Origin of the sequence: Pseudomonas cucumis (assembly GCF_030687935.1) — a bacterium.
Classification (GTDB): Bacteria; Pseudomonadota; Gammaproteobacteria; order Pseudomonadales; family Pseudomonadaceae; genus Aquipseudomonas; species Aquipseudomonas cucumis.
On sequence record NZ_CP117454.1, the window covers coordinates 2,631,847 to 2,643,530 of the forward strand.

General features: G+C 60.6%; 11 protein-coding genes. 3 read left to right on the forward strand and 8 right to left on the reverse strand.

The features are described from left to right. Positions 1-11: 11 nt before the first annotated feature. Genes PSH97_RS12115 through PSH97_RS12135 form a run of 5 tightly spaced genes read right to left on the reverse strand, consistent with a single transcriptional unit; the run spans position 12 to position 4,268 of the window. Positions 12-656: a tetratricopeptide repeat protein gene (locus tag PSH97_RS12115; protein ID WP_305449374.1), complete on the reverse strand. Its 645-nt coding sequence runs from the start codon at positions 654-656 to the stop codon at positions 12-14. Further along, entirely contained in the window at positions 653-1,462 is an 810-nt protein-coding gene (locus PSH97_RS12120; protein ID WP_305449375.1) for an SDR family oxidoreductase, read from the reverse strand. Before PSH97_RS12120 ends, PSH97_RS12115 begins: the two co-directional genes overlap by 4 nt. Further along, positions 1,449-2,123: a TenA family transcriptional regulator gene (locus tag PSH97_RS12125; RefSeq protein WP_305449376.1), complete on the reverse strand. Its 675-nt coding sequence runs from the start codon at positions 2,121-2,123 to the stop codon at positions 1,449-1,451. The genes PSH97_RS12120 and PSH97_RS12125 overlap by 14 nt, the downstream gene beginning before the upstream one ends. Further along, positions 2,120-3,601 (reverse strand): AMP-binding protein, encoded by a 1,482-nt coding sequence (locus tag PSH97_RS12130; protein ID WP_305449377.1) that lies wholly within the window; start codon positions 3,599-3,601, stop codon positions 2,120-2,122. The genes PSH97_RS12125 and PSH97_RS12130 overlap by 4 nt, the downstream gene beginning before the upstream one ends. Continuing rightward, the gene (locus tag PSH97_RS12135) at positions 3,591-4,268 is read right to left on the reverse strand and encodes a thermostable hemolysin (RefSeq protein ID WP_305449378.1); all 678 of its coding nucleotides are present in this window, start codon (positions 4,266-4,268) and stop codon (positions 3,591-3,593) included. The genes PSH97_RS12130 and PSH97_RS12135 overlap by 11 nt, the downstream gene beginning before the upstream one ends. A gap of 187 nt (positions 4,269-4,455) precedes the next feature. Between PSH97_RS12135 and PSH97_RS12140 the strand changes: the two genes are divergently transcribed. After that, the gene (locus PSH97_RS12140; RefSeq protein WP_305449379.1) at positions 4,456-5,028 is read left to right on the forward strand and encodes a cytochrome b; all 573 of its coding nucleotides are present in this window, start codon (positions 4,456-4,458) and stop codon (positions 5,026-5,028) included. On the opposite strand, the gene PSH97_RS12145 is transcribed toward PSH97_RS12140, so the two are convergent. From PSH97_RS12145 to PSH97_RS12155, 3 genes are all read right to left on the reverse strand, one after another. Continuing rightward, positions 5,009-6,115, reverse strand: a complete 1,107-nt coding sequence (locus tag PSH97_RS12145; RefSeq protein ID WP_305449380.1) for a DNA alkylation repair protein — start codon at positions 6,113-6,115, stop codon at positions 5,009-5,011. The two genes, PSH97_RS12140 and PSH97_RS12145, sit on opposite strands and share 20 nt — an antisense overlap. Before the next feature lie 135 nt (positions 6,116-6,250). After that, positions 6,251-8,059, reverse strand: coding sequence for a monovalent cation:proton antiporter-2 (CPA2) family protein (locus PSH97_RS12150; protein ID WP_305449381.1), 1,809 nt, complete (start codon positions 8,057-8,059; stop codon positions 6,251-6,253). Between the two features lie 115 nt (positions 8,060-8,174). Beyond that, on the reverse strand, positions 8,175-9,065 hold the full coding sequence (locus PSH97_RS12155) for a LysR family transcriptional regulator (protein WP_105345608.1): 891 nt from the start codon (positions 9,063-9,065) through the stop codon (positions 8,175-8,177). 169 nt (positions 9,066-9,234) lie between these two features. Between PSH97_RS12155 and PSH97_RS12160 the strand changes: the two genes are divergently transcribed. Further along, positions 9,235-10,317, forward strand: a complete 1,083-nt coding sequence (locus PSH97_RS12160; RefSeq protein WP_305449382.1) for a 4-oxalomesaconate tautomerase — start codon at positions 9,235-9,237, stop codon at positions 10,315-10,317. Positions 10,318-10,364: 47 nt separating this feature from the next. Then, a complete protein-coding gene (gene dctA, locus PSH97_RS12165) occupies positions 10,365-11,684 on the forward strand; it encodes a C4-dicarboxylate transporter DctA (protein WP_305449383.1) in 1,320 nt (439 codons plus the stop codon).

Here is an 11,684-nt window from a genome sequence, read left to right on the forward strand (position 1 = left end):
GCGGACTCCTGTCAGTTGAGTTTCTTGTTCACGTCCACCAGTAACGCTTCGATCTCTTTGCGGCGCCCGGCATCGGCGCTTTCCCGGCCAGGGCGGGGCGCCGCTTGCAAGGCTTTTTGCAGTGCTTGCTTGGCTTCACCATAGCGCTTTTGACGGTAAAGGTGATCGCCCCAAAAATAAAGACTGTCGATGCCGGCCGGGTTCAGCTGCAAAGCCTGCTTTAACAGTTGTTCGGCCTTGTCGGCATCGCCGAAACCGATGGGCCAGCCGGGCACGCGATCATACAACGCCGCAAGGCTGGTGTAGGCCGAGCCTTGCAGGGCCTTGGGATCGATGGTGAGGGCTTTCTCCAGATCGACTTTGGCGGCCTTGGCTTTGCTCAGGGCGCCGAGGCCACCCTGGGCTCCGGCCCAACTGCTGGTGACAATGCCGGACCAGATCCACGCTTCGGCCAGGGATTGGCGTTCCTGGGTGAACGCCGAGGCTTGGGTCGCGAGCTTTTCGAAGGCCGCGGTGCGCTGTTCGGCGGGCAATTCGTATTGAATGTGCGCCCAACTTTGCTGAATGCCATTGAGGCGCTGCTGATCGGCGGCGTCCAGCGCCCAGACGCTTTGGCTCAACGCCCCGAGCAGCAGGCAAGTGACGATTCTTTTCATGGTTTGAGGCTCTCGTTATCGGGCTTCTGACTGAGGCGACGGATCAGCGGCAACTGCTTGCGCAAGCCACGGTCCACCAGATGCGGCAACAGACTGTTGAGGCGAACGAAAAAGCGTTCCGGCCAGCCCAGGTACAAATCGCGCCGGTCACCGGCAATGGCACGGATGACCGCCGAGGCGACAGTTTGCGGATCGTCGACATTGGCTTTGAGCGCATCGTTCAGCGCCTGGGCCGCCGGGCTGTTCATGCTGGTGTGGGTCGCCCGGGGGGCGACGTAAAGCACGTTGATCCGGGTGTCGGCCAGCTCCCGGCGCAGGGCTTCGGAGAAACCGCGCAGGGCAAATTTGCTGGCGCAATAGCTGGCGTAACCGGGGTAGCCAATGGAACCGTAGGTCGAGCCGACATTCACCACCATGGCGCTCTCGGCTTGTTTGAGCATCGGCAGCAAAAGCTTGGTCAGACAGATTGGCGCGCTGATATTCACCGCCAGCATCGCATTGATCTCGCTGTCATCGAGCTGTTCGAGCATGGCGAAGTGGTTGACCCCGGCGGCGTTGACCAGCAGGTTGATGCCGCCGATGGCTTCGGCCGCAGCCAGCACTTTGTGTCGGTCGCCGGGGACGGTCAGGTCAGCGCCGATCCAACACAGGTGCAGCGGGTAGCGTTCGAGCAAGGGCTCCAGCGCCTCCTGGTGCCGGGCCACGGCCAACACCCGCGCGCCACTGGCACACAGGGCGCTGGCGATGGCCAGGCCGATACCGCCGCTGGCTCCAGTCAAAACCACACGGGCTTCATGCAGCTGCATGCAGGTTCTCCCCATCGCGGGGCAAGCCGCGGAACATATCGGTATAGAGCTTGTACACGACCTTCGAAGCATGAATCACCGCGGCTTGATCCGCCGGGTCTTCGAGTGTGTTCATCAGCCGGCGGTAGGTTTGCATGTGTTCGATATCCAGCGAGCCGTGAGAACTCAGGTAGCTGAAGGCGGTTTCCGGCAGCGCCAGGTGCTCGCGGATGCTGCCGGCCGCATGGGTGGCCAGGGCAATGCTGGTACCTTCCAGCACGTTGACCATGCCGAACAGGCCTACCGGGTTATCCCGGGCAATCAGGTCGTAGAGGAAGCTGACCATCAATTCGATCGGCAGCGATGGACGACCGTCACGCACCGCCTCTCTGTCGCCGCCACAGGCCTCGATGTCGTCGAGTACCCATTGTTCGTGGCCGTATTCCTCATCGATGTACTCGCATACCGCTTTACGCAACCATTCCAGCCGCTGCGGCAGCCGCGCGCCGCAGGCCATCATCAACGGCACAGTATGGCGCACGTGGTAGTAGGCCTGGGCGAGGAAGGCGCGGTAGCTCTCCAGGCTGACCTTGCCCTCAAGGGCATCGCGGATGATCGGCAAGTTGAACAACTCGTGGCGTTCCTGCTGGGTGGCGTCTTGCAAGGTGTCGAAAAAACTCATGATGCGGATTCCTCGGAAAAAACGGATTCAGTGAGCTGCGCCCGATAACGCTCGACGATGGCGTCGCGGCGCGGTCGGCCATTGGCGGTCAGCAAGCCATTGGCGGCGGTGAACGGTTGATCGAGACGAGTCCAGTGATGAACCTGGGCGTAATCGGGCAAGGCCTCGTTGGCCTGGGCCACGGCGGCGGCGAGCTCTTCATCGGTGCAGTCCGGCCGATGGGGCCAGAGCAGGGCGTGGTTGGTTGGCATCGCTTCGCCATAGACAAACGCCTGAGCGATGTGACGACGCTGAGTGAGTTCGGCCTCGACCCATTCCGGATTGACGTTGCGGCCGAAACTGGTAACGAACTGATGCTTCTTGCGCCCTTTGAGGTAGAGAAAACCTTCCGGGTCGAACTCGCCGAGATCGCCGGTCGGCCACCAATCATCACTGAAGGGGGCTTGCCCCAGATAGCCGAGCAGGGTTGAGCCCTTGACCAGCACTTCGCCGTCATCGGCCAGGCGAATCTCGACATGGGGCAGGGGCCGGCCGACACTGCCTGGGCGGCGCGCGCCTGGGCGATTGAGGCACACCACCGACGAGCATTCCGACAACCCGTAACCCTCATAGACCGGAATGCCTATGCGCTGGGCGCGATGCAATAATTCTTCGGAAACCCGCGCACCGCCCACAGCAGCAAAACGCAACGATTGGGGGTTGAATGCTTTTTGCTCGGCGGCGCTGGCCAGCATCAGCAGCAACTGCGGTACCAGGATCAGACTTTCCGGTTTTCGGGTGGCCAGACAACCCAACAGCCGCGGCACATCGACACCGCTGGCACCCTGAATGCCCAGGGTTTTCTGGCTCGGCACGCTCAAGGTCGCGCCGGCATACAGCGCGGCATAACAGCCGAGGTTTTCCAGCAGAATCGCCAGGGGCAGCAGCGCCAGGTGATGCCGCGGATCGGTGGGCTTGCTCGCCTGATCCAGTTCACGGGCCACCCGCAAAAGGCTCTCGGCGCTCAGGCACACGCCTTTGGGCGTGCCGGTGGTGCCTGAGGTGAAGGTCAGTTTGGCGGTGCCTTCGGGTATCAGGTTCGGGCCGCTGAAGGTGCGACGCCAGAATTCACCGTTTTTTTCGTAGCCCGCCCCTTGCAGTTCGGCCTCCAGTTCCGGTTCGGCAATCACCAGTTCGGCCTGGCTCTGTTGCAGGCAATGATTGCGTTGCGCCGGGCTGAAGAAGGGCGGCAACGTCAGGCAGGTCAGCCCTTCGAACAGGACGGCCAGGTCCCAGAGCATTGCCTCGGTGCCATTATCCAGGGCCAACGCGACCACTTTGACGTGCTCATCGCGCAGACGCTGTTGGCGGTACATGACCTCGGCGTACAGCGTGGCGTAGTCCAGTTTCAACTGATCGCCCCACAAGGCGATGGCGTTGGTCTTGCGTTCAGCGTGATTGCGCAGGGTCTGCTTGAACCGCTCCATTTCAGGCGACATGGGTGGACTCCTCAAGGGACGTCGGCAACCCCAGGCGATTGAACAGACCGATGTTGCGCAAATGGATGAAACCGGCGCGGATGTTGCCGACATGCACCCATGGCTGACTCTCGTAATAACTGCCCCAGAGGTGACGGTCGTCGCCCAGCCGCGCAGGGTCGGCGGCGCAGAGCGTTACCGGCTTCAAGCCCAGGCGATGAAAACTGTTCACCAGTCCGATGTTGCCGGTGAACGCCACCCATTCCAGCCCGCCCATGGCCAACAGGTAGGTGATGGCGATGATGCTCAAGCGTGCGCTGCCGGTATCGCTGGCGGCGAGGTTCCCCACCTCGACAATACCGGCCCGGTCCACGGGTTGACCGGCAGCGTCGCTGATCAGCGGATCAATGGCCTCGTCCAGGTAACGCTCCAGAAACAAGGGCTCGGCTCCGGCCAGTCGTACGCCGGCCACCGCACACAGCGTGCCTGACGCATCGCTCATGCCGAACAGCTGCGGCATGAATTGGCGGATGTCGGCGCCGTGGGCCTTTCGAAAACGCTGCTGGATAAAGGTTTCGAAAGCCGGACGCTGGGGATCGTCCGGCAAGGCTCTGGCCAGACTCATCTGCGGAGTTTCGGCTTGGCCGAAGTGCAGGGGCAGAGGGATGTTCCAGTCGAAATCGGGCATGGGCAAGAACGCCTCCCTGAGTAAGTTTGGGAGGAGTATCAAAGGCAATTCTTAACGGAGTCTGAAGGTGGACCTTCAGACTGTCTTAAGACTGGACGGGCAGGGTGGCGCCGGTCGGTTCGACGAAACCGGATCCAGGCTGTACGAAATGAATCGGCAGCCGCCACTGATCTTCACGAGGCCCTGTATGACCCGAGATTCAGCAGTACACCGGTATGGAAAACTCTCGATCACCTTGCACTGGCTGATGCTGGCGCTGTTCGTCGGTGTTTATGGCTGCATCGAGATCAAAGGATTGCTGCCCCGTGGGCATGCCTTGAGGGGCCTGTTTCTGGGGCTGCACGGCATATTCGGGTTGAGCATTTTTGCGCTGGTCTGGGTTCGCTTGCTCGGGCGCCTCACGCCCCGCCCACCGATTACCCCGGCCCCGCCCACTTGGCAGACGGGCGTCTCGCACCTCATGCACCTGGCGCTGTATGGGCTGATGATCGCTACGCCGCTACTGGCCTGGTTGATGCTGGCCGCCGGGGGCAAGCCGATGCCGTATTTCGGTTTTTTCCTGCCGGCGCCGGTGGCGGTTGATCCCGATCTGGCCAAGCAACTCAAGCATTGGCATGAATTGCTCGGCAGCACTGGCTACTGGTTGATTGGTTTGCACGCAGCGGCGGGGTTGTTCCATCACTATTGGGTCCGCGACAACACGCTCACGCGCATGCTGCCCGGGGGCTCTGGTGTGGGCGTCAATGAGCGTCAGCGATAATTCGGAATTGGGTGCTGGCCAAGCGTTCGCCATTTACCAGAATGTGCACCGCGTGCTGGCCGGCATAGTGCCTGCGGGTGGTCAGTTCCTTGATGTGCTGACTGCGGCTGATGGCTTCGCTGGCATTGTCGGACAGTGTGAGGGCTTTAAGTTTGAACACCTTTGCCGAGGTGCTGCCATTGGCTTTGACATAATCGATCGCGTAATCGATCACCAATCGCTGACTGTCCGGGACCGTGGACTTCACTCTGAAAGACAGGGTGATTTTCTCACCCAGGCGAATCACCGCCGGTTCGACCTTCACGTCAATGATTTCAACCTCGGGCTTGCCGCCTGCGCCAATGATTGCCAGCGCCCGCTTGTTACCTTGTTTGATCAAACTGCGCAGCGCGTGTCTGGCAATCCAAGCCGTATGCTTGTTGTCCAGCGACCAACCCTCGATCAGCGCCAGGACCCACTCGGGATGATCCTTGGTGATGTCGTTGAGGTGGTTGGCCACGGATTTGCGCACGTAGAGGCTGTCGTCGGCCTTGAGGTTGTCGAGGATCGCAGCCGCCAGTGTCGGGTCGGCCTGGACTTGTTCCAGGCGGAACGACCATGGCAGGCGCGGTCGGCTGCCTTCGCTCGCCAGGCGCCGGACGTGTTCGTTGTCATCCAGCGACCAATCGTGCATCAGCGCCAAGGAGCGTTCGATATCGCTGCGCAGAAAGTGCCGGATCGCAAATTCCGATGAGCCGAAGGACGTGAAATATTTGAGCGCATTCATCGACAGATCGAACGTGTGAGCGCCGTAGGTCGCGACGTAATGCGGCAAAAACATGCTGACGAAGGCGCTGTTCAGGCGCGGGGCGAGGGCACGCAGGACGTCCAGGGATTCTTCATAATCGAGTGGCAACACCGCGTGCAGGCATTCACTGACGCGGGCCATGCGTTGCATGACTGACAAATCCGCCAGACCGGTTTTGGCCAGTTTCAGGAAAGCCTTGGCATCGAAGCCGGGATAGACCGCGGTCATCTCGGTGGCGATGTGCGCGAGGCGTTCGGCGTTGAAGATTTCCTTCAGGGCGGGGGAGGTCTGGTCAGTCATCGTGGATTCCTTGTCAGATGATCATTCCCACGCTCTGCGTGGGAATGCATTCCGTGACGCTCTGCGTCACATTTCAAGAGCGGACGCAGAGCGTCCATGGCGGCATTCCCACGCGGAGCGCGGGAACGATCTGGTTCAAACCTTACCCGCTTCCTCTTCCAGCTGATCCGACTCAAACAGTTTTGCCAATTCCGCCCGCGCCTCCTGCGCCGTTTGCATCACCTTGGCCGCATCGTCATACACCGCATGCTGGGCTTCCAGCACCTGTTCATCGTGATGGGTAAAGCGCTTGATCCGTGCATCTGCCTGGGCCTGCGTCAGGCCCAGTCCGACCAACGTCCGCCGGGTCATTTCCAGGCTGGAGTAATAGGTTTCCCGCACGGCCTGAGCCCCGACATCCACCAGCCGGTGCACATGCTGACGGTTACGGGCGCGGGCGATGATTTTGATGTGCGGGTAGAGCTTGTGCACCACCTCGGCCGTCTTGATATTGGTGTCCGGATCATCGGTGGCAATCACGAAAAATTCCGCTTGCTCGACCTTGGCGGCGCTGAGGATTTCCGGGCGCATCGGGTCGCCATAGAACACCGGCACGCCGCCGAAGCTGCGGGACAGTTCGATGGTTTCCACCGAGGTGTCGAGGGCGATGAACTTGATGTTCTGCGCCCGCAGAATCCGCGCCACGATTTGCCCCATACGGCCCATGCCGGCAATGACCACGCGGGGCGTGTCGGCGTCGATTTCGCGGAACTTCTGTGGCACTTCCACCGGTTGAACCTTGGGTTTGACCAGTCGTGCGCAGGCCAGCAGCAACAGCGGTGTCAACGCCATCGACAGGGTGATGGTCAGCACCAGCAAGTCGTACAGGCGCGGCTCGAACAGCCCCTGATCCCGGCCGATCTTGAACACCACGAAGGCAAACTCACCACCGGCCGCCAGCACGATGCCCAAGCGAATCGCATTGACCTTGCCCAGGCCCCCGGCCAGTCGACCGACCACAAACAGCAGCGGCAACTTGATCGCGATCAGCAGCAGGGTCAGCCCCAGCACCGCCAATGGCGTGCTTAGAAGCAGGCTCAAATTCGCACTCATGCCGACACTGATGAAAAACAGCCCCAGCAGCAGCCCCTTGAACGGCTCGATCTGCGCTTCCAGTTCGTGACGGTATTCGGAGTCCGCCAGCAGCAAACCGGCGAGGAACGCGCCGAGTGCCATGGACACACCGGCCAGGTCCATCAGCCATGCCGTGCCGATGACCACCAGCAAGGCCGTGGCAGTGGACACCTCCGGCAGACCGGTCTTGGCCACCACGCGAAACACCGGTCGCAATAGATAGCGCCCGCCGATCACCACCACCGCAATACTGCCCAGCACCCGCAAGCCATGGTTCACATCTGCGGTGGCGCTGCTGGTGTGATCACCGCCGGCCAGCAGCGGCACCATTGCGATCAACGGGATCGCGGCGATGTCCTGGAACAGCAAAATCGCGAACGCCAACCGCCCATGGGGGCTGGTCAATTCCTTGCGCTCGGCCAGGCTTTGCAAGCCAAACGCAGTGGATGACAACGCCAGGCCCAGGCCCAGCACGATGGCACTGTTCAGGGATTGGCCGAACACGAACAACGCCAGCACGCCAATCACCGAGCCGGTCAGCAGCACCTGCGCCAGACCCACGCCGAACACCGATCTGCGCATCACCCACAAACGTCGCGGCGACAGCTCAAGACCGATGATGAACAGCAGCAACACCACCCCGAGTTCGGAAATATGGAGGACGCTTTGCGGGTTGCCAATCAAGCCCAGCACCGACGGCCCGATGATCACCCCGGCAAACAGATAACCGAGCACCGCCCCCAGTTGCAGGCGCTTGGCCAAAGGGACGGTGAGCACCGCCGCGAACAAAAAGACGACAGCGGCTTGTAAAAGGTTGCCTTCGTGGGGCATGACGAACTCCTGGGTGGTGCAGGCGAGAGCGGCGCTCGCCCGATTTCAGCGGGGCGTCAGGATAAAGGCTGACGTCCGTTCAGTCAGCAACGAGGTGGCTGAACGAGCTCAGGGCTCAGTGGGGCCATTGTTCAAGCAGGATTGAAACGAACTTCTCCGCTGCCGGCGATAACGATGCGCCTCGACGGTACACCAGGCCAAGTGTCCGGTTCACCACGGGGTCAGTCAGCGGGATGCTCACCAGTGTCGGGTGATCCGCCGCCGGCATCGCAAGGCTCGGCATGGCGGAAACCCCTAGCCCGGCTTCGACCATGCCCAGCGAGGTGGACAAATGCTGCACTTCATAAAACCACTGCGGGCGCCAGCTCAAGCCCGACAGGGCGTGGTCCAGCAACATGCGGTTGCCGCTCAGGCGACCGACGCCGATCAACCGGTAATCGCTCAGTTCGGACCAGGTCACGGACGTCCGCTGGGCCAGCTCATGGTCACGACGGCAGGCCAGGACAAAGGGTTCGTTGACCAGTGAAACGAATTCGATGTCCGGGTGCTGGCCGCTCATCATGTTGATGCCGAAGTCGGCTTCCCCTCGCAACACTGCTTCGAGCCCTTCATTGGCGCTGAGGTCGAGCAAGCGGATGCGGATTTTCGGATAGCGCTGGTTATAAAGACGAATCACCGACGGCAGGAAGTAAAACGCAGCGGTTGGAATGCAGGCCAGGGTCACCTGACCGATTTGCCGTTCGGCCAGCTCACGGATGTTCAGGATCGAGTCGTCGAAGTCATCCAGTAATCGACGAGCCTTGGGCAGGAAGTCGCGGCCGACGCTGGTCAGGCTGACCTTGCGTGTGGTGCGATCGAGCAACGTAGTCCCTAAACCCTCCTCAAGTTTTTTTATCCGTCGGCTCAAGGCTGGTTGCGACAGATGCAGTGCATCGGCAGCTTCGTGAAAACTCCCCAGTTCGGCGATTTTCACGAAAGATCGGATGTCCTGAAGCTCATATTCCATGTTTTATCTCGTTGGGGGAGGGCGTTGGATCACGTTCTTGAACGTTAAAACTTTCTTTTGTGAAACGCAATAATTGCTCCGATCTTTGCATTGGAAACACAATTACTTCCCTGTCACTCTTGTTTGCAAGACATCAATTACCCCGATTGATTAACAAGAGTTAGTGGCCATGCAACGAATTCCTTGTGTGCTGATGCGCGGTGGTACCTCAAAGGGACCGGTATTTCTCGCCTGGGATCTGCCGGTTTCGGTTGAAGAGCGCGATGAATTGTTGCTCTCGGTGATGGGCTCCGGTCACGAACTGGAGATCGACGGCATCGGCGGCGGCAGCCCGCAGACCAGCAAGGTTGCCATCGTCAGCCCCTCGTTACATCCCGATGCCGATGTTGATTACCTGTTCGTTCAGGTCATGGTGTCCCAGCGTCGGGTGGATACCGCCCCGAACTGCGGCAACATGCTCTGCGCGGTCGGGCCGTTTGCCATCGAGCAGGGCCTGGTCAAGGCGACCGATGAACTGACTCGCGTGCGGATTCGCAATCTCAACACCGGCACCTTCGTCACCTCTGATGTGCAGACACCAAACGGCAAAGTCAGCTATGAAGGCGACACCGCGATCGATGGCGTGCCTGGCACCGCGGCACCGGTTCAACTGACATTCCTTGACGCGGCGGGCAGCAAGACCGGCAAGCTGTTTCCAACCGGCAGCACCCAGGACTGGTTCGACGACATTCCGGTGACCTGCATCGACATGGCCATGCCGATGCTGATCATCGAGGCGCGTCACCTGGGCAAACGCGGCGATGAAACGCCGGCCGAACTGGATGCCGACAAAGACTTCATGCACCGTCTCGAAGCCCTGCGGCTGCGGGCCGGCATGGCCATGGGCCTGGGCGACGTCAGCGACAAGGTCATCCCCAAGCCTGTACTGGTTGCACCGGCCAAGGCCGGTGGCACGTTGCAGGTTCGTTACTTCATGCCGCATAACTGCCACCGTGCGCTGGCCATTACCGGTTCCATCGGTCTGGCCACCGCGTGTGTCACTGAAGGCAGCGTTGTGGCACACATGCTCGGTCATACCGGTGGGCCGCGTCTGCAACAGGTGCGGATCGAGCACCCGAGCGGCGGCATCGATGTCGTATTGTCCTACACCGGTGAGAACGGTGAGACAATCCGCGCCTCCGTTGTTCGTACCGCCCGAAGGCTGTTTTCCGGCTTTGTGTATGCCCCGGTTTCCCAACGGCTCGCCGGGTAGCCTTCCCGCGCAGTCACTGTCGTTTTTGCATCAGAACAATTCTAAAAATGGGTGATGCCATGAAAGTTGTTAAATCGCTCTACTTCCAGATCCTCTGCGCCGTGCTGCTGGGCGTCGTGGTCGGACACTTCTGGGCTCAGCAGGCCATTGCCCTCAAGCCGTTGGGTGATGCCTTCATCAAGCTGATCAAAATGATGATTGCGCCGGTGGTGTTCTGCACTATCGTCACCGGCATCGCCGGGATGAGCGACAAACGCTCCCTTGGCCGCTTGCTGAGCAAGACCATGCTGCTGTTTCTCGGGCTGACGGTGATCAGTCTGATCATCGGCCTGGTTGCGGTCTACGTGTTCAAGCCGGGCGCGGGCATGAACATCGATCCGAGCCATTTGAGTACGGCGGGCCTGTCTCAATACACCGAGTCTGCGGCGAAGCTTGGGGTGGTCGAGTTTTTCATGCACATCATCCCCGACACCTTTATAGGTGCGTTCAGTAAAGGTGAAGTGCTGCCGGTGTTGTTTATCGCGGTGCTGTGCGGTTTCGCCCTGTCTTCCCTGGGGGAACGTGGCAAGCCAGTGCTCGACGTACTGGAAGCGGCATCGCAGATGGTCTTCAAGATTTTTTCCTACCTGATGCGTTTTGCGCCGATCGGTGCCTTCGGGGCACTGGCGTTCACCGTCGGACAGTACGGCATCACCTCGCTGGGTTCGCTGGCAAAGTTGATCATGACCTTGTACATCGCCTGCGCCTTCTTCGTCTTTGTGGTGCTGGGAGGCATTTGCCGCGCCCACGGCTTCAGCCTGTGGAAGCTGTTGCGTTACCTGCGCGAAGAATTCCTGGTGGTGTTGGGAACGTCCTCCACTGAGCCGGTCATGCCACGCATGCTGGAGAAACTTCAGGCCCTGGGTTGCAGCAAGGGTGTAGTGGGGCTGGTGCTGCCGACGGGGTACTCGTTCAACCTCGATGGCACGGCGATCTACCTGTCTCTGGCGGCAATTTTCATTGCCCAGGCCTGCAACATCGACCTGACCATGACCCAAACCTTGACCATGCTGGCGATCATGCTGCTGTCGTCCAAGGGCGCGGCAGGGGTGACTGGCAGCGGTTTCGTGGCACTGGTTTCCACGCTCACGGTGATCCATGACATTCCGCTGGCAGGCCTGGCGCTGTTGATCGGGATCGACCGTTTCATGTCTGAAGCGCGGGCCTTGACCAGCCTGGCGAGTAACGCCGTGGCGACCGTGGTGATCTCTATCTCCGAGAGCGCCTGCGACCGTCAGGTCTTGCTCGATACCCTGGACGGTAAAACACCAGCTGTCCCGGAGGGCGATCAAACCTGGGACCGCGTCGGGACCACCACGCACATTTAG